Here is a 26130-nt window from a genome sequence, read left to right as displayed (position 1 = left end):
CTCGCAACCGGGTCCGGGCCGCTGTCTGTCCCCTTTCTTTCTCCAGCCCAGGAAGACACATGATCAGCTCAGAAACAGTCAACGATTATTTGGCCAGGCTCGCCGCCCGCCAACCCACACCGGGCGGCGGAGCGGCTGCGGCCTTGCATGCTGCCCAAGGTGCCGCACTGGTGGCCATGGTGGCCCGGTACACCACGGGTGAGAAGTACGCGGAGCATGCAGGACTGGTTGCCCGTATCACCAACAGCGCCGATCACCACCGCACCGAAGCGCTCCGGCTGGCCGATGCCGACGAACACGGCTTCCAAGGGGTCATCGATTCCTACAAGCTTCCTTCCGACACCCCGGAGCTCAAGACCGCGAAGAAAGCGGCGATCGACGCTGCCCTGGTCCAGGCCGCGCAAACGCCCGCCCAGCTCATCAAGCTTGCCGGCGAGATCGTGGACCTCGCCACGGAACTTTTCGAAGCGGCCAACCCGAACGTCATCAGCGACGTCGCCGCTGCCGCCGACGCAGCCCGGGCGGCTGCCACCACCGCACGCATCAACATCGACATCAACCTTGTGGCCATCAAGGACGATGCCACCCGGACCCGCCTTGCCGGGCAGACCGACGGGCTGGAAGAGAAGGTGGTCCTCGCCGCTGACACCCTGTCCCGCCGCGTCCGCGAAAGGATCCTCGCATGAGTGCAGAAGTGCTGTCCGGCAAGGGGCTTGCAGGCCTCATCCGGCAACGCGCCCAGGAAGAGGCCCACGCCCTGGATAGCCAGGGAGTCCGTCCCACGGTGGCCGTCGTGGTCGCTACCGACGACGAATCAACCCACTGGTACGTCCGGTCGATCGAACGCGCCGCGGAACGTGCAGGGATCGACTGCCGGATTGTGGACCTCGGCCACGACGCCACCGAACAGGTCCTGGCCGCCGTGCTCCGTGACCTCAGCGCGGAGGCCTCGGTGCATGGCATCATCCTCCAGACTCCCCTGCCTTCGGGTGTCCGTGCGGACAGCCTGGTCGGGCTCATCGCCCCTGAAAAGGACATCGACGGCGCCAACCCGCTGAGCCTCGGCCGCCTTGCCGTGGGGCAGCCGGCCTTCGCGCCCGCAACAGCGCGGGCCGTCGTCGAGCTTCTGGACCACTTCGAGGTTCCGACGGCGGGACGCAACGTGGTCGTCGTCGGACGTTCTGCCGTGGTGGGCAAGCCGTTGTCGCTGCTGCTGCTCGCCAAGGATGCCACCGTCACCGTCTGCCACTCCCGCTCAGGTGCGCTGGAGCCGTTCACGCGGCCCGCCGACGTCGTGGTGGTGGCCGCCGGCCGCACCGGGCTGCTGACCGGCAGCCACGTGACGGAAAAGACCGTGGTGGTGGACGTCGGCACGAATGTCCTGCCCGACGGTTCCCTGGTGGGCGATGTGGACGAGGCGAGCGTCAGCGGCGTCGCAGCGGCCTTGACGCCTGTTCCGGGTGGCGTAGGCTCGGTGACCACGGCATTGTTGCTGCTGCACACCACCGAAGCCGCCCGTCGGCAGGCACGTGTTACCGGCGGCACCGTACCCGCCGTCCAGCCTGTACCTGCCGGCGCCGCCTGACCATTTCCTGATCTGGAGGGAAGATCACATGGCTTCCAAAGCCCCCCGTGAAAACATCGACGAGTCGAAGCTGACCGTCACCAAACCCAAGACCAAGGCCGTGGGTATTCCGGCCGTTGCCAATGCCTTGAAGATCTCGTTCGAGCAGATGGGACCGATCCGCAGCGCGCAGACGCTGATGGCCGTGAACCAGCTGGATGGTTTCGACTGCATGGGATGCGCCTGGCCGGAGCACGAGAAGCGCAACGCGGCGGAGTTTTGCGAAAACGGGGCCAAGGCAGTGGCTGAGGAAGCCACCCGGCGCAGGGTCACGCCCGAATTCTTCGCCAAGCACTCCGTCGCTGAGCTGAAGACCCGCGACGACTACTGGCTGGGACAACAGGGACGCCTGACCCACCCCATGGTCCTGGAAGAAGGCGCCACCCATTACAAGCCCATCAGCTGGGACGACGCCTACGACCTGATGGCCGAGGAACTCCGCGGCATGGACAACCCGGACGAAGCGGTGTTTTACACCTCGGGCCGGACCTCCAACGAAGCGGCGTTCGTCTACCAGCTCCTGGTCCGCGGCCTGGGCACCAACAACCTGCCGGACTGTTCCAACATGTGCCACGAATCGTCCGGCTCCGCCCTCGTGGAGACAATCGGCATCGGCAAGGGCTCCGTGAGCCTAGCCGACCTGGAAACAGCGTCGCTGATCTTCGTCGCGGGCCAGAACCCGGGCACCAACCACCCGCGCATGCTCAGCGCGCTGGAAAAGGCCAAGAAGAACGGAGCGATCATTGTCTCCGTCAACCCGCTTCCCGAAGCCGGGTTGCTGCACTTTGAAAACCCGCAGCATGTCAAGGGCGTCGTTTCCGGCACCAAGCTCACCGACGACTTCCTGCAGATCCGCGCGGGCGGCGATCAGGCCCTCTTCCAGGGTCTCGGCAAATACCTCCTCGAAGCCGAAGCGGGAGGCCGCGCAACTCCCGGCCTGGACACCGTGCTGGACCACGATTTCATCAACAACTACACGGTGGGCATCGACGAATACCTGCGCTACCTCGAGAAGGTTGAGTGGGACGACATCGTCGAAGCGACCGGCCTGACCCTGGAGCAAATCCGGGCCACCGGCGAACGGCTCCTCGCCTCCAACGCCACGATCGTTTGCTGGGCCATGGGGCTGACACAGCACAAGCACTCCGTGCCCACCCTGCGGGACGTGGTGAACGTCCTGCTGCTCCAAGGCAACATCGGCAAGCCGGGCGCCGGCGTTTGCCCCGTTCGAGGGCACTCGAACGTCCAAGGCGACCGGACCATGGGCATTTTCGAGAAGATGCCGGAGAAGTTCCACGACCGCCTGGACCATGAGTTCGAGTTCCTTTCACCGCGCGCTCACGGTTACGACACCGTCGCGGCCATCAGGGCCATGCGCGATGGCAAGGTCCGGTTCTTCATGGGCATGGGAGGTAACTTCGTCCGCGCAGCCCCGGATTCACAGGTAACAGAGGACGCGCTGGCCAACACGGCGTTGACCGTCCAGATCTCCACCAAGCTGAACCACTCCCACCTGTCCACCGGGCGCCGCGCACTCATCCTGCCTACGCTGGGCCGGACGGAGAAGGACACGCAGGTGACGGGCGACCAGCGGGTCACAGTGGAAGATTCCATGAGCGCAGTGCATGCCTCCCGTGGACGGCTGAAGCCCGCCAGCGAGCACCTGCACTCCGAGGTGGCGATCGTCTGCAACCTTGCGCACCGCCTGTTCACCGATGCCCAAGGCCACCCGCTGCCGGGCGCACCCCGCGCGGCATGGCTCTCCATGAGGGACGACTACACCCTGATCCGGAAGCACATCGAAGGCGTGATTGACGGCTTCGAGAACTTCGAGGACCGCATCCAGCACCCCGGCGGCTTCGTGCTGCCGCACCCGCCCCGCGATGCCAGGAAGTTCGATACTGCCTCGGGCAAGGCCCACTTCACGGGAAACGAGTTGGAATACATCAAGATTCCGGCCGGCCGCCTGGTCCTGCAGACCCTCCGCTCGCATGACCAGTACAACACCACCATCTACGGCAAGGACGACCGCTACCGTGGCATCCACGGCGGCCGCCGGGTGGTCCTCATCAACGAAGCCGACATCAGGGAACTCGGCTTCGCGGACGGGGACATGGTGAACCTGATTTCCGAGTTCGACGGGGTCGATCGACTCGCGGAGAACTTCCGCATCGTTTCCTACTCAACGCCCAAGGGTTGCGCCGCCGCTTACTACCCGGAAACCAACGTTCTGGTTCCCTTGGACTCGGTGGCCGACACCAGCGGCACGCCCACGTCAAAGTCGGTCATCATCAGGCTCGAAAGGAGTTAAGAAAAGCTGTACATGCTGTGACCACTGTCATAGTATGTGACTGATATATCTTTTGAATTAGACAAAAGATATCACCGGACTTTCCGTACCTCGCCCGTGCCACCAAACATGAATCAAAGGAGAAGCATTGTCTGATATCACCCAAGCCCACGCTGAGGCCGTTTAGTGATCGGCGCAATCGGCGTCAGCGGCAGCACTGTGGAAAACGACCACACGGTAGCTTCCGCCGCCGCTGCCGTCCAACTTCAAGGCGTCGCCTAGCCGGCCCTGTAGTAGTCCAATTGCCCGTGAACGGTGCTTCGGTGGCCTGAAACCTGGGGAGGTATTCCTCATCGAAGCATCGCTTTCGGGCAGTTGGACCCCATAGTTCCCGCAACACCAACTGTCCAAGGAGTGTCCATGTCAGGAAACAGAGCAGTCGCCTACAAGGAACCCGGCGTCGTTGAAATCATCGACACCGAGTACCCGACGTTCGAACTCAAGGACGGACCGGGCGTCAACCCGGCCAACGTCGGCAGGAAGGTGCCCCACGGCGTCATCCTGCGCACCGTGACCACCAACATCTGCGGATCGGACCAGCACATGGTCCGTGGCCGCACCACGGCGCCGAAGAACCTGGTGCTGGGCCACGAAATCACCGGTGAAGTGGTTGAAGTGGGACCCGACGTCGAGTTCATCAAGGTGGGCGACATCGTTTCGGTGCCGTTCAACATTTCCTGTGGCCGTTGCCGGAACTGCAAGGAACGGAAAACCGGCATCTGCCTCAACGTCAACCCGGACCGCCCCGGCAGCGCCTACGGCTACGTGGACATGGGCGGCTGGGTGGGAGGCCAGGCAGAATACGTCCTGGTCCCCTACGCGGACTGGAACCTGCTGCGCTTCCCGGACCGTGACCAGGCCCTTGAGAAGATCATGGACCTCACCATGCTCTCGGACATCTTTCCCACCGGCTTCCACGGTGCCGTCACCGCGGGCGTGGGCGTTGGCTCCACCGTGTATGTTGCAGGTGCCGGTCCGGTGGGCATCGCTGCTGCCGTCGGCGCCCAACTGCTCGGTGCCGCCGTCGTGATTGTGGGCGACATGAACGAAGAGCGCCTGGCGCAGGCGCGCTCCTTCGGGTGCGAAACCGTCAACGTCTCCCAAGGCGATCCCAAGGACCAGATCGAGCAAATTCTCGGCGTTCCTGAAGTCGATTCCGGCATTGACGCCGTGGGCTTCGAGGCCCGCGGACACGGCAAGGACGCCTCGCACGAGGCTCCGGCCACGGTGCTGAACTCGCTCATGGACATCACGACGGCCGGCGGCGCCCTCGGTATCCCGGGCTTGTACGTCACCGGCGATCCCGGCGGAATCGACGAGGCAGCCAAGCACGGCTCCCTGTCCTTGTCCCTGGGCACCGGTTGGGCCAAGTCCCTGTCCTTCACCACGGGCCAGTGCCCGGTCATGAAGTACAACCGCCAGCTCATGATGGCCATCCTGCATGACAAGGTACAGATCGCCAAGGCAGTCAACGCCAAGGCCATCCCGCTCGAAGACGCACCCCGCGGCTACGCCGAATTCGACGCCGGTGCAGCAACAAAGTTCGTACTGAACCCCAACGGCTACGTAAAGGCCTAGCACCAGTACGTCAGCCCGGATACCGGGGGCGGCACGGCACAACGGGAAGGCCGGCCGCCCCCGGCGTCCGTTTTTAAGGCATTTTTTAACGGTTTTGGCAGTTGTCAGGCAACGACTTTCAGGGAGTCGTCAGGCACCGCCCTTGATCCAACCCAGGAGATGGAGATCCATGCTTGTCCGGGAAGTCTCCGACGTTTCTACGGCCAACGGGTCCTGCGACAAGAACCACGGAGCTACGTGGTCCGCAGCGCGCCAGGCAGCCTTTGGCTGTGCCCGTCCCCTCGGAGCTGCTTTGGTACCGCTTGCAGAGGCCATCGGAAGTGCCCTGGCGTTGGAGGTGAGGGCCCGCCAGGACATTCCGCATTATGCGTCCTCGGCCATGGACGGGTGGGCGGTCAGCGGCTCCGGCCCCTGGATTCTGGTTGAGCGCGGCACCCGGCTTGAACGCGGCACCCGGCTATTCCCGGGCGAGGCAAGCACCATTGCCACAGGTGGCGTTGTCCCCGAGGGCGCAACGTCCATCCTCCGGAAGGAAAGCGGAATGCTGACCGGGGACGCCCCAGGCGCCCGGAATCTCGTCCTCATTCCCGAAGCGAAACCGGGTGAGGTATCTGCCGGCCGCCACATCCGTCCGGCTGGTGAAGAAGCAGCCGCCGGTGATGTCCTCATTCCCGCGGGAACCCTTTTGAACCCCGCCCACATTGCCCTCGCCGCCGTAGCAGGCCACGACGAGGTGGCCGTGCAGCGCAAGCCGCTGGTCGCCGTCGTGCTGACCGGCTCAGAAGTGGTCACTTCGGGTGAGCCCGCGCCGGGACAGGTGCGCGATACGTTCGGGCCGCAGCTTGGCGCCGTCATTTCGCGGCTTGGCGGCGTTCCGTCCGGGCAGCGCAGGATCGGCGACTCCTATGAAGAATGGCTGGCCGCCCTGGGCGGTTCAGGCAGCGCGGCTGTTGCAGGCGGCGGCCAACCGGCGGACGTCATTATCACCACAGGCGGCACCGGCAAGTCCGGGACCGATCATTTCCGCACTGTAGTTGAGGCCTTGGGTGGGCGTCTGCTGCTTGACGGGATCGCCATGCGGCCCGGCCACCCCGCCGTGCTGGCCGCGCTCCCGGATGGCCGCTTCATCATCGGACTGCCGGGAAATCCGCTGGCGGCCATGGTTGCCCTCATCACCATCGGCGAACCGTTGCTGGCCGCCCTCGGCAACCGCCAGCCGCCCGACACCGTGATCATGACCTCCGGCGCGGATTTCGAGCCGGATCCCGGCAGGACCCGGCTTGTCCCCTGCACTTTTGTCCACGGCTTGGCCATCCCGGCCTCCCACACCGGCCCCGGCATGATGCGTGGCCTCGCATGGGCGGACGGAATCATGGCGGTGCCGCCCCAGGGGGTCGAGGCCGGCCACGCTGTGCAGGTCATGCCACTGCCGTGGGTCCAACCACCGCAGTTCACGGACAGGCCTGTCACCAACGAACAAAGGCACGCCCCGTGGCACGCATGACTCAACGCCGGAAGATCCACCGTTTCCAACTGGACGGGACCGGCGCCGAACACCCCATCCGGTTCAAGGAAGACGTACTGGCCGCCGAAGAGCCGCTGGAAATCCGTTTGGGCGGCACGTCATTTTCCGTGACCATGAGGACTCCGGGCGACGACTTCGACCTCGTGGCGGGGTTCCTGGTGTCCGAAGGCATCATCCGCCACCAGGCCGAACTCGTGTCCCTGCGCTTCTGCGCGGGCGAACGGGACGGCATCCAAACCTTCAACGTGGTGGAAGCACAGCTCCGACCGGACGTTCCCTTGCCGGACACCATGAGGCACGTCTACACCTCCAGCTCATGCGGCATCTGTGGCACTGATTCCAATGAAGCTGTCCGGAAGACCATCCATTTCGACGCATCGCAGGACGCCCTCCAGGTGCCTGTGGACCTGCTGGCCGAACTGCCCGAACGGCTGCGGGACGCACAGGCCGTCTTTGACAGGACCGGCGGAGTCCACGCCGCAGGTCTCTTCAAGGTGGACGGCTCCCGGCCGGAACTGTTGTGCCTGCGTGAAGACGTGGGCCGTCATAACGCGGTGGACAAAGTGGTGGGCTGGGCGCTCAGGCAGGGCCTGCTGCCGTTGTCCGGCCTGGTCCTGCAGGTCTCCGGGCGGGCGTCGTTCGAGCTCGTCCAGAAGGCCGCCCTCGCGGGAATCCCCGTCCTGTCAGCGGTCAGCGCCCCGTCCAGCCTGGCAGTGGAACTCGCGGCCGAAACGGGACTGACCCTGGTGGGCTTCAGCCGTGGACGCAGCCTCAACGTGTACGCCGGCAGGGAACGGGTGGGCCTCCCGCTCCGCACGGGCCTTGAGGAGGCCACCGTGAGTCCCTGATCCCCTAGACCCGGGACGGGCCCCAACGCCGGCCCCGTGACGGGCCAGTCTAGGATGTGACCATGGCCGCACGCAGCAACCCGGACATCGACAATGACGCAGAGACCCAAAGCGGAGGCGTCCAGTCTGTAGACCGCGCGCTCCAAATCCTGGAGATCCTCGCCCGCAAGGGTGATGCCGGCGTCAGCGAGATCGCCGAGGAAATGGGCGTGCACAAGTCCACGGTGTCGCGGCTGGTGGGTTCGCTGGTCACCCGGGAGCTGGTTCGCCAGAACAGCGAACGCGGCAAGTACCAGCTTGGATTCGGCATCCTGCGCCTGGCCTCCTCCATTCCCGGCAGGCTGAGCGTGGTGCACGAGGCCCGCGAAGTCCTGGAAGCCCTCGCCGGTGAGTACAAGGAAACCGTCAATCTTGCCGTGCTGCGTTCCAACTACGCCGTCAACGTGGATCAGGCCATGGGTCCTTCCACCCTGGCCACCTACGACTGGGTTGGCAGCCTCACGCCCCTCCATGCCACGTCCAGCGGGAAGGTGCTCCTGGCTGCGTTGACCGCGGACGAGCGAACCCAGGTCTTCAAAGCAGTGGGCCTGCCTGCCCGCACGCCCCGGACCGTGACCAACCGTGGAGATCTCGAGAAGCAGCTCCACGATGTTGCACGCCAGGGCTACGCGATAGTGCATGAGGAATTCGAAATTGGCCTCACCGCTATTGCCGTGCCTGTCTTCAACCATTTGGGGACCGTCATTGCGGCCGTCAGCATCTCCGGCCCCGCATTCCGCTTCGCTCCCGAAGACCAGCCCGGCCTCATCGAGGGGCTCCGCGAGGCAGGCCTCGCCATCAGCGCCAAGATGGGCTACCGGCACCAGTAATTTCGGCCGTCCGAAACGCCTTTTTGCATAAGTCCAGCTCAAAGCCAACTGGTATATCAATGTGCGTCAAAGAAGCGAAAGTGCTTGACTTTCGGGTGTGACGGGGCGCACTCTGTTGCATAACGCGAATGTTGTTGATTCTTGCGGAACGCTCACCGGCCCCAGTCCGGTAGCAATCCGCCCGTTATCCGGAATCGGTCCCACAACCGGGCCTCGTAGAAACGCAAGCCCATGACTCGCCGAGCAAAGGACCCGCTCATGGCTATAAGCAGTGACACAAAATCCCTGACACCAGAAGAGTTACCGGCAGACAATACGCCGGCTGAAACTCCGGCTGACAAGGAGCCCTCCACCAGGGAAACGCTTGATGAAGTCATCAGCGTTTCCCCCGATGAATCAAACCCCGCAGTCCTCGACCCCGAGGAAGGCACGGCAGAAACCCTCCCCGACTCTGAAGAGTACGAACAGATCCTGGAGGAACTTCGCAACGCCAAGACCGAGCAGGCCGTCTCAGCCCGCCGGAACCGCAAACTTACCCTCGACAAAGTCACCTTCGGAATCACAGGCGCCATCGCCGTCGCCTTCGTGGTCTGGGGATTTGTTGGCAGGGACAGCCTCTCTGAAACCTCCAAGGGGGCCCTCAACTGGGTCATGGAGTACACGGGATGGCTGTTCATGGTTCTCGCCTCGCTTTTCGTGATCTTCGTGCTGTGGCTTGCCTTGGGCAAGTTCGGCAACATCCCGCTGGGCAAGGACGGCGAGAAGCCCGAGTTCCGCACCATCTCCTGGGTAGCGATGATGTTCGCAGCCGGCATGGGCATCGGGCTCATGTTCTATGGAGTTGCCGAGCCGCTGTTCCACTACATCTCGCCTCCGCCCGGCACGGTGGATGGCCGTACGCCCGATGCCATCCAGACCGCCATGGCCACCTCGATTTTCCACTGGACGCTCCACCCATGGGCGATGTACGCAGTAGTCGGCATCGCCATGGCCTACGGCACCTACCGCCTCGGCCGGAAGCAACTGGTCTCCGCGGCCTTCACCTCGCTGTTCGGCATCCGGATGGTGGAGGGACCCCTCGGGAAGTTCATCAACATCCTGGCCATCTTTGCCACGCTCTTCGGAACGGCAGCTTCCCTGGGCCTCGGTGCCCTCCAGATCGGCAGCGGCCTGACGTCCAACGGTTGGATGGGCGAAGTCGGCACCCCCGTCCTTGTAGTCATCGTTGCCATCCTGACGTTCTGCTTCGTGGCCTCGGCCGTGTCCGGCATCAGCCGCGGCATCCAGTGGTTGTCCAACATCAACATGGTCCTGGCCGTTGTCCTGGCCTTGATTGTGTTCGTTGCCGGCCCCACGCTCTTCATCCTGAACCTCATTCCCTCCGCCGTAGGCGACTACGCCCGCGACCTGGCCGAGATGTCCTCCCGGACCGAAGCAGTGGGAGATGACGCCCTGCGCAGCTGGATGACCAGCTGGACCATCTTCTACTGGGCCTGGTGGATCTCCTGGACGCCCTTCGTTGGCCTGTTCATCGCCCGCATCAGCCGTGGCCGTACCATCCGCCAGTTCGTCACCGGCGTCCTGCTGGTACCGAGCATCGTCAGCGTCATCTGGTTCTGCATCTTCGGCGGCACTGCCTTCCACGTCCAGCAGGAAGCAGACAAGGCGGGGACTCCCGGCTTGGTGACAATGGTCGACGGCGCCCCCTCCATCAACTTCGACGGCGCCCTTTTCGATCTGGTCAAGAACCTGGGCATGCCCGAGTGGCTCACTGTGGGTGTCATCGCGCTGGCCATGGTCCTGGTGGCGATCTTCTTCGTCACCGGTGCGGACGCCGCTTCCATCGTCATGGGATCCCTCAGCTCCAACGGTGCCGAACACCCGCGGCGCGGAGTAGTGATCTTCTGGGGAACCCTCACCGGTGCAGTTGCAGCTGTCATGTTGCTTGCCGGCGGTGATGAACCCTCGGAAGCCTTGTCCGGCCTCCAAAGGGTCACCATCGTGGCCGCCCTGCCGTTCATCCTGGTCATGCTGCTGCTTTGCTTCGCGCTCGCCAAGGACCTCAGGCGCGATCCCCTGTCGCTCCGGCGTCGGCTGGCAACCTCCGTGGTGGAGCGGGCCATCCGCACCGGCGTCGAACAGCACCGCGGTGTCCAGTTCGACCTCGTCACCAAGCACGAATGCGCGGAGACCTGCTCGGATTCGGACTGTCCCGGCGGTACGCCTACCGGCAGCATCCCAACCGTTGACAGCACGCCGCGGTCTCCTGAAGACAAGTAGCGAACACTCCCCCAACCACCAGCAGTAAGGTGTCACACCATGACCTCAACCTCCGTGGCCTCCGTGGCCTCCGTGGCTTCAGACGCCTCCGTGGCCTCCGGCGCTTCCCCGGCGCACAGCACCCTCCACGTCATCAAGGATTCCAAGGACCAGGTATCGTTCACCGTTGATTCAGCCAACCCCGTGACGGTGCGCATCGAGCTCAGCGGCGGGTGCCCGTGCGGCTCGGAACACTCACGGCCAGGTTCCTACGTGGACAGCGACCTGGGAAGGTAGGCCGTTGCCCCGGGACATAAGCCCGGGGCCAACATAGAGACAGCAACAGGGCGGGTGCCGGATTTCCGGCACCCGCCCTGTTCATGCGTGGAGGGGTTTACTTGGGCATCAGCACGGAGTCGATCAGGTAGACCGTGGCATTGGCAGTCTGCACGCCACCGCAAATGACGTTGGCGTCATTGACGGTCAGGGCGTCCTTGCTGCCACCCACCGTCACTTCGCCGCCCTGGACGGTCTTGTGGGTTCCCACTACCTGGTCCGGGGTCAGCTGTCCGGGGACAACGTGATACGTGAGGATCTTGCTCAGCAGGGCATCGTCGGTCTTGAGCGTTTCGATCGTAGCGGGGTCAATCTTGGCGAACGCGTCGTCAACGGGAGCAAAGACCGTGAACTCGCTGCCGTTCAGCGTGGAGACGAGATCCACCTTGGGGTTCAACTTGCCGGATACTGCGGCGGTCAGGGTCTTGAGCAGCGGGTTGTTGGAGGCGGCCACGGCAACGGGATCCTGCGCCATTCCCGCAACCGAACCTGCGCCGTCGGGAACCTGGGCGGCGTAGCCGGCGCAACCTGGTCCGACCAGGTTGCTGGCGGGATCCATGGCTGCGCTGGAACCCATCGATTCGCTGGCGGAGGCTGATGGCGACGGTGCCATGGAGGAGGTCTCCGGGGCCGCAGAGGACGAGGGGGAGCTGGAGGTGCTCGAACCACCACAGGCCGTCAGTCCCATGAGGGCGGCTGCGGTGAGGCCAACGAAGGCGAGGGCGGGGCGCTTGGTGGACAACATGTCATTCTCCTTGCTCTGAGGAACCTGGTGCTGGGTCCATTCGGGTGTGGGACACGGGCGGTCCGGCGTCGCTTCCGCTCTTCCGGTTTTGTTTGTGTCTCATCAGCTATTCGGAGGTGATGTCCGGGTGGATGGGTGCGGATTGAAAAAATTTCAAAGGTTACTTTCTTTCACCTGTTTTCCCACGTCAGGTCCGGGCCCGGCGCTTCTCCCACATCCCGCACGACTATGGCTAAACGCCCATGCCGGTGACAGGATGGGCGGATGTCAATCGAAGTGCGGCCCGCCACGGTGTTCGACGACGTCAAGACCATGGTCGGCCCCAAGAATCCAGGCTCAAACGTGTGCTGGTGCCTGAGTTACCGCATCCCGTCCAAGCTGAACCAGAGCCTCCAGCGGGAAGAGCGCGGCAAGTTCGTGGAAAAACTGGTTGCCGAAGACCCGCCTCCCGGCGTGTTGGCGTACGACGGCGGCGAGGTAGTTGGATGGGCGGCCGTCCACCCGCGTGCGGACACCAGTTTCGCAACGAGCCGGAAGATCCCCCATGTGGACGATTCCGAGGTCTGGTCCGTGTGGTGCATCCGGGTGCGGCCAGGCCACCGGGGCAAGGGAATTTCCCATCACCTGCTTCGCGGCGCCGTCGAGCTGGCCAGAAGTCATGGCGCTCCCGCGATCGAGGGCTACCCCGTGGACAACAGGGGCAGCAAAGTGGACCTCACCATGGCGTACGTCGGCACACGAAGGCTTTTCGAGAAGGCGGGCTTCACGAAGGTCGCTGAAACCACGTCCGTCCTTAACGGCTTCCCTAGGGTCCTGATGCGCCTGAACCTCGACTCCGCCTAACAACCCCGCCCCGCTCACCTCCATCACCCCACCTACCCAACTAGGTCGCATTTGTGCGCGTTTTGCCCGCTCAAAACGCGCACTAATGCGACCTAGTTGGGGGCGGAGCGCTGCAACCGTGACGTCATCCTGTGGGCTTCCTCGAGCAGGAGCTTGCCCAGGAACTCCTGGCGATCGCCCCTGAACCGGGGTTCGATTCCGGTCAGGGAAAGCGCCCACGCCGGACGTCCCTGGGGGTCGAAAACAGCGGCCCCCATCCCCCAGCTCCCCTCAAGGACCAACCCCGGGTTTACCGAATAACCAGCCAACCGGGTCTTCTCCAGGTTCTCCCGAACCACCCCGGCAGGATGTCCGGCCGCAAAGTCGCCGGCGTGCGCTTCCCAGTCCGTGAGCAGCACGTCCTGTTCCTCCTCCGGCAGGAATGCCATGATCGCCGTCCCGGCCGAGGCCACCCCCAGCGGGAACCGCACGCCTTCATGCAAAACGAATGACCGAACAGGGAAGGAACCTTCCTCCCGCAGGACGCACACCGTCTCGTTGCCGCGCCTGATGGAGAAGAACGCGCTCTCCCCCGTCTCGGCCGCGAGCCGCCGCAGGGACGGCCGTGCGATGTCCTCCATGGGAAAACGGGCAGCGGCCACGGACCCAAGCAGGAAAACTTCAGGTCCCAGGACCCATTTTCCGGTGGCTTCCTCGTGTTCCACCAACCCCTCCGCGGCCAGGGACGTCAGCAGCCTGTACGCAGTTGGCCGGGTCAGCCCGGACTCGCGGACCAGCCCTGCCAAGGACATGCCTTCCGGCTTGCGGCCGACGAGCCTTAACAGGGCAGCGACCCGCCCAACCACCTGGGCACCCTGAACGGGAACGGCGGGAACGGTGTGTGCGGCCATGGGGACTCTCCTTGAGATTTCGTCCACATTATGGACATATTTCAGTCTAGCGTCCACAGCGTGAGGTGCTCAAGCTTCCGGTTATTGCCACACAAAGGCACCGCTCCTAGACTCGAAAGCCACAACGCTAACGTCCACAAAGTGGATTACCCACTCAAAGAGGAGTCCGGAATGTCCAAGATCCATCCCGACGCGCCCCAAGCGCTGCAGGACCTTTTGACGGACGGCATGACAATCGCCGTCGGCGGCTTTGGCCTCAGCGGTATCCCGGCCGACCTCATCGATGCCCTCCGCGATTCGGGCGCCAAGGACCTCACGATCGTTTCCAACAACATGGGCATTGACGGCAAGGGACTGGGCGTCCTCATCGAGGCAGGACAAGTCCGCAAGGTCATCGCTTCCTACGTCGGCGAGAACAAGCTCTTCGCGGAGCAGTACCTCGCAGGCAAGCTCGAGGTGGAGTTCACTCCGCAGGGCACGCTGGCCGAACGCCTGCGCGCCGGTGGCGCCGGTATCCCCGCCTTTTACACCCGGACCGGTGTGGGCACCTTGGTTGCCGAAGGCAAGCCCCATGAAGAGTTCGACGGCGTCACTTACGTCCGCGAGCGCGCCATCACCGCCGATGTCAGCCTGGTCCACGCCCAAACCGCGGATACCGACGGCAACCTCATTTACCGCTACACCGCCCGGAACTTCAACCCGGTGGTGGCCACCGCAGGCAAGGTGACCGTCGCCGAGGCGGAGGTGATCGTGCCCTTGGGCGAACTCGATCCGAACCACATCGTGACCCCGGGCGTCTACGTTCAGAGGCTGGTCCAGGCAAGCAACAGGATCAAGGACATTGAGCAGCGCACGGTCCGTCAGCGGCTCGAAGCCCCGGCCGTCCCGGCAGCCGTCTAAGCGGCCGTCCAAGCGGCCGTCCAAGCAGAAAAGGAGCACACACCATGGCATGGACACGTGACCAGATGGCCGCCATCGCGGCCGAAGAACTCAACGACGGCGACTACGTCAACCTCGGCATCGGCATCCCCACACTGGTAGCCAACAACCTCCCGGACGGCGTTCGGGTGGTCCTCCAGAGCGAAAACGGCCTGCTCGGCATGGGCCCGTTCCCTTACGAGGGCGAGGAGGACGCCGACCTCATCAACGCCGGCAAGCAGACTGTTACCATCAATCCCGGCGGCAGCATTTTCGATTCCGCCACCTCGTTCGGCATGATCCGGGGCGGGCATGTGAAGGTCGCGATCCTGGGCGCCATGCAGGTGTCCGGCAGCGGCGACCTCGCCAACTGGACCATCCCCGGGAAGATGGTCAAGGGCATGGGCGGCGCCATGGACCTCGTCGCCGGAACACCCCGGGTCGTGGTCCTGACCGAACACAACGCCAAGGACGGTTCAGCCAAGATCGTCCGCGAATGCACGCTTCCCCTCACGGGTTTGAACTGCGTGGACAGGATCATCACGGATCTCGCCGTCTTCGACATTGAGCCGGATGAGACGCACGACGGCGGCACGCGCCTTGTGCTGACCCGTCTCGCCCCGGGCGTCACTGTGGAAGAGATCCGCGGGAAGACCGAGGCAGAGTTCGCTGTGGCGCTTATGGACACCGCTGTTGAAGAGACCCTCGAAGGAGCTACGGCATGAGCCTCAAAGACCGGTTTGGCAAGGACATCCTGCTCACGGGGTGGGGCCACAGCAAGTTTGGCAAGCTCACGGACCAGACGCTCGAAACGTTGATCGTCCAGGTGGCCGGTGAAGCCATCGCGAACTCCGGACTTGAGCCCAAGGACATCGACGAGATCTACCTGGGCCAGTTCAACTCAGGCATGCAGCCCCTGGGGTTCACGTCGTCCCTCGCGCTGCAACTTTCGGCAGATCTCGCCAACGTCCCCGCCACCCGGACGGAGAACGCGTGCGCCTCCGGTTCGGCAGCGTTCCAACAGGGCGTCAAGGCGTTGCTCGCCGGGACGGCAAGGAATGTGCTGGTGATTGGTGCGGAGAAGATGACCGACGCCGGCGCGGACGTCGTGGGGGCCGCGCTCCTGGGTGCCTCGTACGAGATGGCGGGAAAACCGTCCACTACGGGATTCACCGGCCTGTTCGCGGAAGTGGCCAAGCACTACGACAAGCGGTACGGCGCGGGTACGGCAGGTTCAGGCATCGCCGGTCCGGGCTTCGAGAATGGCCTGGGCGATGTGCTCGGTTCCATCTCCGCCAAGAACCACCACAACGGCATGAGCAATCCATACGCCCAGATGCATCGCGACTTCGGCGTGGAGTTCTGCCGGACCATCTCGGACAAGAACCCGATGGTGGCCGATCCCTTGCGCCGCACTGACTGTTCGCCCGTCTCCGACGGTGCCGCCGCCGTCGTACTTTCAACCCGGGAAACCAACGGCGCAACCGCAGCTGTTCGCCTTGCCGGTTTCGGGCATGCCAACGACTTCTTACCCGCGGAGAAACGCGACCCAACCGAGTTCGAGGCAACGCGCGTCTCTTGGGAGCGGGCATTCACCATGGCAGGAGCCGGGGTGGATGACCTGGACTTCGCCGAGGTCCACGACTGCTTCACTATCGCCGAGCTCATCATGTACGAAGCCATGGGACTGGTCCCCCGCGGCCAGGGTGCCCGGGCCATCAAGGAAGGCTGGGTGTACAAGGACGGCAAGCTGCCGGTCAACGTGTCCGGCGGCCTGAAGGCGAAGGGACATCCGGTGGGTGCCACCGGTGTATCGCAGCACGTCATCGCTGCCATGCAGCTCAGTGGCACCGCCGGGGACATGCAGCTGGCCAATGCCCGTCGCGGCGCAGTCCAGAACATGGGCGGCGTCGGCATCGCCAATTACGTGAGCATCCTCGAGGCGCTGTAGCACCCAAGTAAGTCGCAGCAGAGCGCGTTCTGGACGTCCAAAATGCGCTCTACTGCGACCCAGTTGGGCGGTCCCGGATTAGCTCAGCGGTTCCGGATCAGCTCAGCGATCTCCGTGAACCCCAGCCGCTCCGCGTTTTGCAGGGCAGTCCGGCCCTCCCGATCCCGGATGTCCGGGTCTGCTCCGGCCTCAAGGAGTTGCCGCACGACGTCCTGTTGCCTCGGCCCGCCGTCATTGAGCAGGACCGCTTCCTGCATGGCAGTCCAGCCCAGGTTGTTCACGTGGTTCACCGGAACGCCCGCGGCGATCAGGATCCGCACCGTCTCCGTATGCCCGTGCTCGCTGGCGGGGATCAGCGCCGTTCCGCCGTACCGGTTGGTGCTGCGGACGTCCGCTCCGGCTTCCAAGGTCAGCTGCAGGACCTCGTTGAACCCTTCCGCACCGGCGTACAGGAATGCCGAGTCCTGGATTGCGTCCTTGGCGTTCACGTTGCCGCCGGCAGCGATCAGCTCCCGAACCCGGACGGGATCGTTGGCTTTCGCGGCAAGTATCAGCTGCCGGTCGGTTTCCATCTGTGCCTCCGCGGACAGGGTTGGTGGTTTCGCCGGGGCAGCAGCCGACGACGCCGGACCCGCCCTTGCGCTCGACGGCCCGGCCTGGGCGGGGGCTGCTTGGGAGGCATTCGGCGAGGCGGTCGCCGTCGGGCTTGTCGGTTCAGGTGGCGCAGTCGGGGCGCAGCCGGCGACGAGCCCGGCAATCAGCACCGTCGTCATCAGCACGGTTCCACCAGCCCGGCCGCTCCCGTTCCACGCACCCATGCTCCCAGGCTACTTCGCGGCCGCGGCCAGCGCATCGGCTCCGGCGGCTGCGCAGGCCTCGTCGAGGGCGCCGTCGGGAGCGCCCCCGACGCCGATGCCCGCCACCGAGGCGCCGTTCACCTTGAGCGGCACACCCCCGGCCAGGAAGAGGGTGCCGGGAAGGTCTGCGATGGACGGACCGTTGCCGTTGACGCGCTTGGCCAGTTCACTGGTGGGCGCACCGAACGCAGCGGCCGTGTAGGCCTTCTGCTTCGCTGCTTCGATGGTGTGCTCGGCGGCGTTGTCACCGCGGAGGAGGGCTTGGACCGTCCCGAAGCGGTCCACCAAGGCCACGGTCACGAACGGCAGTTTGTCCGCCTGGCATTTGGCGAGCGCCGCAGTGACTGCCTTGCCCGAAGCGCCCACGGTGATGCGGTTCTGTGCAACCACATTCTCCGGGGCAGGCTGGACATCGGCCGGCACCTTCGCGGCCACGTTCGCCGGCGCAGCAGGGGCGACGGCGTTGGCCACAGCGGTGACACCGCCGGTGAGCAGCAACGCTCCGGCAGCAGCAGCACCGGCAATCATCTTGTTCGACTTCTTCATGGTTCTCCTCAGGTCGGCCATATGCGTACCCCTCCATGTTTCCCGGGGTCAACCGACGCCCACATCGGCCGGTCGCCGCTCGCACGCTCAGCCTTTTGGGCGGCCGTATCAGCCAAAAGGTGGAGAGACCAGCGGGGGCGCGGGATCTAGCATGGAAAGAGCGCCCTCAACACACCAGGAACTCCCATGAAACCCGCCCGTCCCAGGCCCGACACCACGCCTCCGGCCCCACTCCAGGGGGATGGCCGCATCGATGTTGTGGTGCATTGCGGGTTCGCTGTGCTCATGGTGGCCTCGGGGGTCCGCTACGTCATGCGCCACTCCCCCGCGGACAACCTCTGGACCATGGCTCTGGCGGGTGCGGTCTGCGTCCTCTACGCAGCCACGGCACTCCTCGCCCGCCGATCTGGCGCTTACAGCCCGGCTCGGGACCGCCCGGCCGCCCGCCGCCCGGGGACGCAGCCCACACCATGGCTCCCGTGGACCGTGGCTCTGCTCGGAGCCTGGGCAGTGCTCGTAGTGGCCGCCCCCAGCTTCGCCTGGTGCTCCTTCGCGATCTTCTTCCTCGGCAGGAGCGCCCTCAGCGGCTGGGCCGCATATGTGGCGGGCGGCGTGACCGCGGCCGCCACCGCCGTCGGGCTTTTCCGGATGAGCGACTGGACCGACGTCGCCATGGTTCTGGGTCCGCTGGCCGCCGCTGCGCTCCTCACGCTGATTTACGACAAGATCGAACGCGATGCCGCCCTGCAACGCCGGCTCCTGGCTGATGTCTCGCAGGCGCAGGAACAACTGGCAGCCAGTGAGCGCGCTGCGGGGATTGCCGCCGAGCGGGAACGGGTTTCCCGCGAAATCCATGACACTGTGACGCAGGGGCTGGCCAGCAGTTTGCTCCTCCTTGAGGCCGCGCAACGATCTTGGCCCGAGGCGTCGGCCAGGGACGATCTGTTCAAAGCCACGGACCTCTTGCGCCACAATCTCGCCGATACGCGCAGCCTGGTCCATGAACTGTCGGCGCCCGGCCTCGAGACTGGCCCCTTGGCGGAAGCGCTGGAGCATGCGGCCCGGCAGTATGTGGAGTCGATTGCCGTGCACGTCACCGGGGACCCCCGCCCCGTCCCGCCGGAGGTCCGGCACACCCTGTTGCGCGTCACCCAGAGCGCGGCAGCGAACATCAAACTCCACGCCGGCGCGCGGAACGCGAGCATCACACTGGGTTACTTGCCGGACGCGGTCACCCTGGACGTGTACGACGACGGTCGCGGCTTTGATCCCGCAGCGGTACCTCCCCCGTCGGCGGCCGGAGGGTACGGCTTGCGGGCCATGCGGCAGCGTGTTCACCGGCTGGGCGGAGAATTGTCCGTGGAAAGCAGTCCCGGCGAGGGCACCATCATCGCCGCGCAGTTGCCACTGACCGGATCCAGCACCGGTTCCAACTCCAGCACCGGCTCCAACTCCGAGACAAAGGGATCGCCATGACCACCATCTCCGTGCTCCTCGTGGATGATCACACCGTGGTCCGGAGCGGGCTCAAGGCGCTGCTGGGCACCCAACCGGACATCGCCGTCGTCGCCGAAGCCGCTTCCGGCGAGGAAGCGCTTATTGCCGCGGCAGAGTATTCTCCCGACGTTGTGTTGATGGACCTCGCGATGGGTCCGGGCATGGACGGCATCGAGGCCATCAAGCAGTTGCGCGAACGCCGCCCCCGGCAGGCGATCATCGTCTTCACCACCTACGACTCCGACGCCGACATCGTCAGGTCCGTGGACGCCGGCGCAATGGGCTATTTGCTCAAGGACGCAGCACCGGACGAGATTTTCTCCGCGGTGCGCGGCGCGGTCCTGGGCAAGAGCGTCATGAGCGCTCCGGTGGCATCGCGGCTCTTCCAGCAGCTCCGCAACCCCGATGAAGTCCTCACGCCGCGGGAAGCCGAGCTGCTCAGCCTCCTCACCCAGGGACTCAGCAACCGCGATCTCGGCAAACGCCTCTTCATCTCCGAGGCCACTGTCAAGACCCACTTGGCGCACATTTACGCCAAGCTCGGAGTGGACACACGGGCGGCAGCCATCGCCACGGCCATACGCCGGGAAGGAATGCGGTGAAATTCCCGGCTTCTCCCTATACCTCCTGCGTTGAGCCGGGATTAAACTGACGCTATGTCGGAGGCCGTTGGTCGCAAGATGTTCAAGCATTCCGGTACGGCTTTGCTGTTCCGGGGAGTCCTTGCCGTGCTGTTTGGCCTTCTGGTGGCGGCGCTGCCGGTGGCCACGGTGTTCGCGCTTATTTTCGTGTTCGCGATTTTCGCCATCACGGACGGCCTCACCAACATCGCGCACTACTTCTACGATCCGTCGCGCCATTCCCGCTGGACCATGGTGGGCGGCTTCATTTCCATCGCCGCAGGCATTGTGGCGCTGGCGTGGCCGGGTATGACCGCCGCTGCGCTCGGAGTGCTGATCGGCCTGTGGGCTTTGGTCCTTGGACTGTCCGAGATTGTCCTGGCCTTCGCCGCGAGGAACTCCGTGAACGGCTGGCCCGTGTGGTTGCTGACCGGCGTGGTCACTGCCCTCTTCGGCCTGCTGGTACTGGTCAATCCTGGTCTCGGTTTCCTGGGCATGGTGGGCATGCTGGCCGCCTTCGCAGTGGTTGCCGGACTGCTCTTGATTGTCTGCGGTTTCAAAATGCGCCGGGGCTCCACCGGCCCCCTGATCTACGCGCACTGACCTCCGCCCGCCGCAGCGTCCCCGCAGCAGCAATCCTCCGGTTGGGGATGCACTCTGCGCCAAGTTCGGTAAGTTAGTGGCTGTGAAGATAGCTACCTGGAACGTGAACTCCCTCCGCGCCCGCGCCGACCGCGTTGAAGCCTGGCTTGAGCGCAGCGACTGCGATGTCCTGGCCATCCAGGAAACCAAATGCAAGGACGACAACTTCCCGTGGGAGCTGTTCGAACGCATGGGCTACGAGGTAGCGCACTTCGGCGTCAACCAGTGGAACGGCGTCGCCATCGCCTCGCGCGTCGGCTTGGAAGACGTCGAGCGGACCTTCGTGGATCAGCCGGCCTTCGGCAAAGCCGGCAAGGATCCGGCCCAGGAAGCCCGTGCCATCGCAGCTACCTGTGCCGGCATGCGTATCTGGAGCCTGTACGTCCCCAACGGCCGCTCCCTGGACGACGAACACATGCCTTACAAGATTAAGTGGCTTGAGGTCCTCCGTGGCCAGGCGGCTGAATGGGTCCAGGCTGACCCGAACGCCCAGATCGCCCTCATGGGCGACTGGAACATCGCGCCCTTCGACGAGGACGTGTGGGACATCCAACTGTTCCGCGACAACAATTTCACCCACGTCAGCGAACCGGAGCGGGCAGCGTTCCACGCCTTCGAGACCGCAGGCTTCACCGACGTCGTCCGCCCCTACACCCCCGGCCCGGGCGTCTACACCTACTGGGACTACACCCAGCTGCGCTTCCCCAAGAAGGAAGGCATGCGGATCGACTTCTGCCTCGCCTCGGCACCGTTGGCCGCCCGCGTCACAGGTGCCTCCATTGATCGTGAAGAGCGCAAGGGCAAGGGCGCCTCGGACCACGCACCCGTGATCGTGGAGCTCGCAGACTAGGCACCGAACCGGACAAGAAAGGGGCTGGCTGACATGGGTGGAAAGCTGTACCGAGGCCAGGCCGGCCTGCCCTTCTCTTCCTCCCTCCGCATCTACGAACCCCTCGAGGCATTTCCGCCGGAACAGCAGCGCCAACTCGTCGCCGACGGTGACCGCATAGGTTCCAGGGCCGCCGTCGAGAATGCGGAGCTGCAGGCGTCCCTGGGACGCATCACGCGTTCCGGCGGCGACCCCTTCCCTACCGGCCGAACGGACCTCGTGCGTATGACGCGGGTTCCGGGCGGGCGGCATGCCGCCCCCGGTCCGGGACAGGAAGAAGCAGCGCACGACGCCGGACGCCTCCTCTACTGCCCCAGCCAGCTGGTGATTCGGGCCGGTTTGGCAGCGAATGCCTTGATGGACGGCGTTCACGGACCGTTGGCTGATCTCCTCATCCCGGTTTCCCAGCGGGACAAACACCAGCAGCGGATCGACCGCATCAACGCAGGTGACGATGCTAAGCGTGTGCATACGCGGGCTTCCACCTGGGGGATCCCCTTCAGCTGGTTCTCCCTGTTCGCCGAATCGGACCGCAAGGAAGTGGTGGAGTCCGATGGCCATATCCAGACCGTCAGGGTGTGGACTCCCCTGACTGAGGCCCTGGAACGGGCACGTTTCGCGGTGGCCCACTTGGCTCTGGCTGCCCCGGACCTGGACATGCTGGACGATCTCACCCAGTTGACCGAATGGCTGGAGCTGTTCCACGTCCAATCCATGGTTGAACTGGATTACGGTGCCGTGGCAGACAAGGTCTATCCCGACGAGTCACCCATGGATGTTCGTCTCGGAATTGAGTGCCTCGCGGAAGGGGACATGACGGGAGCGGCTGCGGCCTACCGTCGTCTTGCCTCGCGGTGGATCCCCATCAGGCAACTGGCACGGGCTTCGTAGTTACCGGCCGCTCAGCGGCAGGGCGGGCCGCTCAGCGGATCGCGGGGCAGGTCAGCGGCAAGGCGGGGCCGTGGTCTCCCTGATGATCAGTTCATGCGGAGCAACCTGCGATCGGACAGCGCCGTGATGGCCGTCCAGCTCGTCCAAGAGCATCTTGGTGCCCAGTTCAGCCTGGTTGTCCGGTCTCTGGCCCACCGTCGTCAGCCCGAGTGAAGCAGAAAAGTCGTGATCGTCGATGCCGATCACGGAGAGGTCCTGCGGAACCCGGACGCCGTGCCGGTACGCCTCGAAAATTACGCCCATGGCCATCTCGTCCGAGGAGCAGAAGATCGCCGTCGGCTTGCGGCCGGGCTGATTCCACAGGCGGGTGAACGCCTGTTGCCCACTGGCGACTGTGAAGTCACCCCACTGGTCCCATTCGGGGCGGACCTCCAGTCCGGCGTCGGACATCACTTCCTGAAAGGCCCGGATCCGCACCCGGGGAACATCGAAGTTCAAGTCCGTCTCGTCGTCGCCGTGGAGCAGGGCGATGTCCTTGTGCCCCAGGTCCAGAAGATGCCGCACGGCGGTGGAGGCGGCGTCGTAATCGTTGATCCCTATATAGGGGCAGTTCTCAACGTGGCCACCCACCACCACCAGCGGGATATCCAGCTTATGGAGGTGCTCCTGTTCGTCCTCGCTCAGCGCCATGCAGAGCACCAGCAGGGCGTCGATCTGTTTGTAGACCATGGTGGAACTGAACAGCCGTTCGCGGTTGCTGCCGTGGCCGCCGAGGTTGAACAGGGAGAGGTTGTATTTCCTGGAATGCAGCTCCCTGTCCGCCCCCTCGATCGCTTTCGAGAAGAACCAGCGGCTCACGAACGGGGCCAGCACGCCGATGGTGCGGGTCCGCCCGGTAGCCAGGCCCGACGCCGAGGACGATGCCACGTATCCCAGGGAAGCCGCGACATCCAGGATCTTTTCGCGTGTTGCCGGAGATACCCGCGGCAGCCCCCGGACGGCCCGGGAAACGGTCGCCGTCGAGACCCCCGCGGCCGCCGCGACATCCTCGATGCTGACCCCCGTATGACCGCCACGCTGGGACCGTTCGTTAGTTTTTGCCACTTTAGCCCCCTCAAAGGTGCATGCCGAAGGCCGAGGGCTCCTTCCCGAACGGCGCGTTAAAGCCTATCTGTCCCGGGAGCCCTTCTTTATTTCGCGCAGGGATTGTTTCGACCCGCTGTTAATTCGACCCGCTGTTAAGTTGAGGTGCCGCCTTGTTGCGGGGGCCTCAGCTGAGGCGACGCGAAGTCCTTTCAGGGAGTTTGCGGCGGAGCCTGATCATGCCCCACAGCGCGAGTACCGTGGCCAGGAGGCCCAAGGCCCAACCCAAGGCGGGCTGGGCTGTGACTTCCATATAGATGGTGACTGCCAGGAGAACCAGCGCCCAGAAGCCAAGGAGTCCGATGATGATGTCGAAGTCCTCCCCGGAGCGCACGCGCTTTGTGTGGGGATCGACCTTCCGGACTGCGGCGGCTTGCTGGCGTCGGTTTGCTGAGCTGCTCACTTCACTGCACCTGCCGTCAGGCCGGCGACGATCTTGCGTTGGAACACCAGCACCAGGATGACCAAAGGAATGGTGACGATGGTGCCGGCTGCCATGATCGCGGTGTACGGCTCCTGTTGTGGCTGGGAACCTGCGAAGTAGGCAATGGCCACCGTAACCGTCCTGGTGTCATCGTTGGACAACTGGCTGGCAATCAGGAACTCGTTCCATGCGGAGATGAAAGCCAGGATTGCCGTAGTGAACGTGGCCGGGGCCGCGAGCGGCAGGATCACCTTGCGGAATGCCTGCCCTTGGGTGCAACCGTCGATCCGGGCCGCTTCTTCGAGTTCCCACGGCATTTCACGGAAGAACGAGGTCAGCGTGTAGACCGTCAGCGGAAGCACGAAGGAGATGTTCGGGATGATCAGCGCCTGGTAGGTGCCCATCCAGCCAATGTTCGTAAAGAGCTGGAACAGCGGGGTCACCAAAGCAACACCCGGGAACATCGAGGCACCCAGGATGAAGCCGAGCACCACGAACTTGAACCGGAAGTTCAGTCGTGCCAGCGCATAGGCTGCAAAGACGCCGACGATCAAGGCGATCAGCGTGGTGACAGCACCAACAAAGAGGCTGTTGAGCAGGTTCTTGCCGAAGTGGTTGCCGAGGCTCTCGTCAAACACCGTAGCGAAGTTATCCCACGTGAAGTGTGTGAAGAACGGCGTTGTGTCAAAAGTGAACCCAACGTCCCGGAACGCCGTGACGATCATCCAGTAGAAGGGTGCCAGACACCAGATCAGGATGACGATTGCGCTGATGTAGGTGCGGAACGATCCCCAGTTGAACGGGCGCTTCGGCCGCTCTGCAGGAGCAGTGGAAGTCCTTGAAGCTGTGGCTGTGGCCATGTCACTTTGCCTTTCCGGACGAAGAAGCGGCATCGACCGCGTTTGCCCCCAGGAATCTGACGAAGATGAAGGCGACGATGAAGATGACTATGAACGTGATGGTCGATAGCGCCGCGGCCGAATTGAACCCTTGCCGGATTTGTTGCACTACCAGGATGGAGAGAGTGGTGGTGCCGTTGGCGCCTTGGGTCATGATGGCCGGGAGGTCGTACATGCGGAGGGCGTCCAGCACGCGGAAGAGGATCGCAACCATCAGTGCGGGCTTGACCAGCGGAAGCGTGATGAGGCGGAAACGCTGCCACGTGGACGCGCCGTCCACCTTCGCTGCCTCGTAGACCTCATCCGGGATCAGTTGCAGGCCGGCAAGGATCAACAGAGCCATGAACGGAGTGGTCTTCCAAACATCCGAAATGACGATCGCCCACTTGGCAGGCCATTCCGATCCGGTCCACAGGATCTGGGTGCCGAAGAGTTTGTTGGCAATGCCCTCAAAAGCGAAGATGAAGAACCACAGCTTGGCCGTCACTGCCGTGGGGATGGCCCACGGAACCAGGACGGCTGCGCGGATGATGCTCCGGCCACGGAAAGCGCGGGCCATGATGATGGCCATCCAGAAGCCGAGGACCGTTTCGAAAGCCACCGTAACTACGGTGAAGAAGAACGTGGTGCCCATGGCGTCCCAGAATTGCGCACCCAGGGTTCCCGGAGGACAGGCCACCGCGCCGCCGCCGGGGGCGGTGCATTGCTGGGCCAGCCAGTGTACGTAGTTGTCGAAGCCGGCGGGGCCGCCTTCGGAGAAGAAACCCGTTGCCGGATCAAGTCCCGAGTCCTTCTGGAAGGACATGATGATGGCGTTGATAACCGGGTAGATGATGACGATTGCCAGCAGTACCAGCGAGGGTGCCAGCAGCGTGTAAGCCCAGCGACCCTGGGTCACCTGCTTACGGTCGGCGCTTTCGCGCCCTGGCATCTTGTGGCCGGCATCCGCCGTCGACTGCTGTTTTTGCAATTCTGTTGACATGGCA

The 26130-nt window shown here is 64.3% G+C and carries 27 protein-coding genes; 19 read left to right on the top strand and 8 right to left on the bottom strand.

Translation table 11 applies throughout. The annotated features are described in order from the left end of the window. The first annotated feature begins 59 nt into the window (after positions 1–59). The 10 genes from QN084_RS14000 to QN084_RS13955 all read left to right on the top strand — a co-directional run bounded on the left by QN084_RS14000 (position 60) and on the right by QN084_RS13955 (position 11350). On the top strand, positions 60–686 hold the full coding sequence (locus QN084_RS14000; protein WP_069696063.1) for a cyclodeaminase/cyclohydrolase family protein: 627 nt from the start codon (positions 60–62) through the stop codon (positions 684–686). Beyond that, positions 683–1585 (top strand): bifunctional 5,10-methylenetetrahydrofolate dehydrogenase/5,10-methenyltetrahydrofolate cyclohydrolase, encoded by a 903-nt coding sequence (locus tag QN084_RS13995; protein WP_021471082.1) that lies wholly within the window; start codon positions 683–685, stop codon positions 1583–1585. The genes QN084_RS14000 and QN084_RS13995 overlap by 4 nt, the downstream gene beginning before the upstream one ends. 28 nt (positions 1586–1613) lie before the next feature. Beyond that, positions 1614–3935 carry an FdhF/YdeP family oxidoreductase gene (locus QN084_RS13990; RefSeq protein WP_069696064.1) on the top strand — a complete coding sequence of 774 codons (2322 nt, stop codon included), beginning with the start codon at positions 1614–1616 and terminating at the stop codon, positions 3933–3935. A gap of 165 nt (positions 3936–4100) precedes the next feature. Continuing rightward, the gene (locus tag QN084_RS13985) at positions 4101–4196 is read left to right on the top strand and encodes a heme-binding protein (protein WP_021471084.1); all 96 of its coding nucleotides are present in this window, start codon (positions 4101–4103) and stop codon (positions 4194–4196) included. 138 nt (positions 4197–4334) lie between these two features. Continuing rightward, positions 4335–5552, top strand: coding sequence for a formaldehyde dehydrogenase, glutathione-independent (gene fdhA, locus QN084_RS13980; RefSeq protein WP_021471085.1), 1218 nt, complete (start codon positions 4335–4337; stop codon positions 5550–5552). Positions 5553–5721: 169 nt separating this feature from the next. Next, a complete protein-coding gene (locus tag QN084_RS13975; RefSeq protein WP_069696065.1) occupies positions 5722–7056 on the top strand; it encodes a molybdopterin molybdotransferase MoeA in 1335 nt (444 codons plus the stop codon). After that, entirely contained in the window at positions 7044–7925 is an 882-nt protein-coding gene (gene fdhD, locus QN084_RS13970) for a formate dehydrogenase accessory sulfurtransferase FdhD (RefSeq protein WP_069696066.1), read from the top strand. Before QN084_RS13975 ends, fdhD begins: the two co-directional genes overlap by 13 nt. A gap of 62 nt (positions 7926–7987) precedes the next feature. After that, the gene (locus tag QN084_RS13965; protein WP_021471088.1) at positions 7988–8794 is read left to right on the top strand and encodes an IclR family transcriptional regulator; all 807 of its coding nucleotides are present in this window, start codon (positions 7988–7990) and stop codon (positions 8792–8794) included. Positions 8795–9052: 258 nt separating this feature from the next. Beyond that, a complete protein-coding gene (locus QN084_RS13960; RefSeq protein ID WP_259362817.1) occupies positions 9053–11074 on the top strand; it encodes a BCCT family transporter in 2022 nt (673 codons plus the stop codon). A gap of 39 nt (positions 11075–11113) precedes the next feature. Then, complete coding sequence (locus QN084_RS13955) at positions 11114–11350, top strand: hypothetical protein (protein ID WP_069696068.1); 237 nt, start codon at positions 11114–11116, stop codon at positions 11348–11350. A gap of 97 nt (positions 11351–11447) precedes the next feature. On the opposite strand, the gene QN084_RS13950 is transcribed toward QN084_RS13955, so the two are convergent. Beyond that, positions 11448–12134 (bottom strand): fasciclin domain-containing protein, encoded by a 687-nt coding sequence (locus QN084_RS13950; protein ID WP_062094849.1) that lies wholly within the window; start codon positions 12132–12134, stop codon positions 11448–11450. Between the two features lie 264 nt (positions 12135–12398). Here QN084_RS13950 and QN084_RS13945 point away from each other — a divergent pair, with 264 nt between their 5' ends. Beyond that, positions 12399–12977: a GNAT family N-acetyltransferase gene (locus QN084_RS13945; protein WP_069696069.1), complete on the top strand. Its 579-nt coding sequence runs from the start codon at positions 12399–12401 to the stop codon at positions 12975–12977. Between the two features lie 92 nt (positions 12978–13069). On the opposite strand, the gene QN084_RS13940 is transcribed toward QN084_RS13945, so the two are convergent. Then, the gene (locus tag QN084_RS13940; RefSeq protein WP_021471093.1) at positions 13070–13867 is read right to left on the bottom strand and encodes an IclR family transcriptional regulator; all 798 of its coding nucleotides are present in this window, start codon (positions 13865–13867) and stop codon (positions 13070–13072) included. A gap of 171 nt (positions 13868–14038) precedes the next feature. Here QN084_RS13940 and QN084_RS13935 point away from each other — a divergent pair, with 171 nt between their 5' ends. Genes QN084_RS13935 through QN084_RS13925 form a run of 3 tightly spaced genes read left to right on the top strand, consistent with a single transcriptional unit; the run spans position 14039 to position 16736 of the window. Further along, positions 14039–14767, top strand: coding sequence for a CoA transferase subunit A (locus tag QN084_RS13935; protein ID WP_069696070.1), 729 nt, complete (start codon positions 14039–14041; stop codon positions 14765–14767). Positions 14768–14811: 44 nt separating this feature from the next. Continuing rightward, the gene (locus QN084_RS13930) at positions 14812–15510 is read left to right on the top strand and encodes a CoA transferase subunit B (RefSeq protein ID WP_062094843.1); all 699 of its coding nucleotides are present in this window, start codon (positions 14812–14814) and stop codon (positions 15508–15510) included. Beyond that, positions 15507–16736: an acetyl-CoA acetyltransferase gene (locus tag QN084_RS13925; RefSeq protein WP_069696071.1), complete on the top strand. Its 1230-nt coding sequence runs from the start codon at positions 15507–15509 to the stop codon at positions 16734–16736. The genes QN084_RS13930 and QN084_RS13925 overlap by 4 nt, the downstream gene beginning before the upstream one ends. Before the next feature lie 83 nt (positions 16737–16819). Here the strand turns inward: QN084_RS13925 and QN084_RS13920 are convergent, their stop codons facing one another. Together QN084_RS13920 and QN084_RS13915 are read right to left on the bottom strand one after the other, a co-directional pair. After that, positions 16820–17554, bottom strand: a complete 735-nt coding sequence (locus tag QN084_RS13920) for an ankyrin repeat domain-containing protein (RefSeq protein WP_259362815.1) — start codon at positions 17552–17554, stop codon at positions 16820–16822. Between the two features lie 9 nt (positions 17555–17563). Further along, the gene (locus QN084_RS13915; protein ID WP_069696103.1) at positions 17564–18139 is read right to left on the bottom strand and encodes a GlcG/HbpS family heme-binding protein; all 576 of its coding nucleotides are present in this window, start codon (positions 18137–18139) and stop codon (positions 17564–17566) included. Between the two features lie 186 nt (positions 18140–18325). Between QN084_RS13915 and QN084_RS13910 the strand changes: the two genes are divergently transcribed. The 5 genes from QN084_RS13910 to QN084_RS13890 all read left to right on the top strand — a co-directional run bounded on the left by QN084_RS13910 (position 18326) and on the right by QN084_RS13890 (position 22678). Next, on the top strand, positions 18326–19615 hold the full coding sequence (locus tag QN084_RS13910) for a sensor histidine kinase (protein WP_083261917.1): 1290 nt from the start codon (positions 18326–18328) through the stop codon (positions 19613–19615). Beyond that, positions 19612–20238: a response regulator gene (locus QN084_RS13905; protein WP_069696073.1), complete on the top strand. Its 627-nt coding sequence runs from the start codon at positions 19612–19614 to the stop codon at positions 20236–20238. The genes QN084_RS13910 and QN084_RS13905 overlap by 4 nt, the downstream gene beginning before the upstream one ends. Positions 20239–20292: 54 nt before the next feature. Next, entirely contained in the window at positions 20293–20859 is a 567-nt protein-coding gene (locus tag QN084_RS13900; protein ID WP_069696074.1) for an HdeD family acid-resistance protein, read from the top strand. A gap of 82 nt (positions 20860–20941) precedes the next feature. Further along, a complete protein-coding gene (locus QN084_RS13895) occupies positions 20942–21748 on the top strand; it encodes an exodeoxyribonuclease III (RefSeq protein WP_031216106.1) in 807 nt (268 codons plus the stop codon). A gap of 33 nt (positions 21749–21781) precedes the next feature. Next, positions 21782–22678, top strand: a complete 897-nt coding sequence (locus tag QN084_RS13890; RefSeq protein WP_021471103.1) for a DUF8083 family protein — start codon at positions 21782–21784, stop codon at positions 22676–22678. Between the two features lie 51 nt (positions 22679–22729). On the opposite strand, the gene QN084_RS13885 is transcribed toward QN084_RS13890, so the two are convergent. The 4 genes from QN084_RS13885 to QN084_RS13870 all read right to left on the bottom strand — a co-directional run bounded on the left by QN084_RS13885 (position 22730) and on the right by QN084_RS13870 (position 26126). After that, positions 22730–23782 carry a LacI family DNA-binding transcriptional regulator gene (locus QN084_RS13885; protein WP_021471104.1) on the bottom strand — a complete coding sequence of 351 codons (1053 nt, stop codon included), beginning with the start codon at positions 23780–23782 and terminating at the stop codon, positions 22730–22732. Between the two features lie 166 nt (positions 23783–23948). Continuing rightward, positions 23949–24155 (bottom strand): hypothetical protein, encoded by a 207-nt coding sequence (locus QN084_RS13880; RefSeq protein WP_043427213.1) that lies wholly within the window; start codon positions 24153–24155, stop codon positions 23949–23951. Between the two features lie 65 nt (positions 24156–24220). Continuing rightward, positions 24221–25105, bottom strand: a complete 885-nt coding sequence (locus QN084_RS13875; RefSeq protein WP_021471106.1) for a carbohydrate ABC transporter permease — start codon at positions 25103–25105, stop codon at positions 24221–24223. Between the two features lies 1 nt (position 25106). Next, positions 25107–26126, bottom strand: coding sequence for a carbohydrate ABC transporter permease (locus QN084_RS13870; RefSeq protein WP_021471107.1), 1020 nt, complete (start codon positions 26124–26126; stop codon positions 25107–25109). Between the last annotated feature and the right edge of the window lie 4 nt (positions 26127–26130).

It is taken from the genome of Paenarthrobacter sp. R1 (assembly GCF_030264015.1).
In the GTDB taxonomy this organism is placed as follows: domain Bacteria; phylum Actinomycetota; class Actinomycetes; order Actinomycetales; family Micrococcaceae; genus Arthrobacter; species Arthrobacter ureafaciens.
This window is presented reverse-complemented; position numbering and strand designations above follow the sequence as displayed.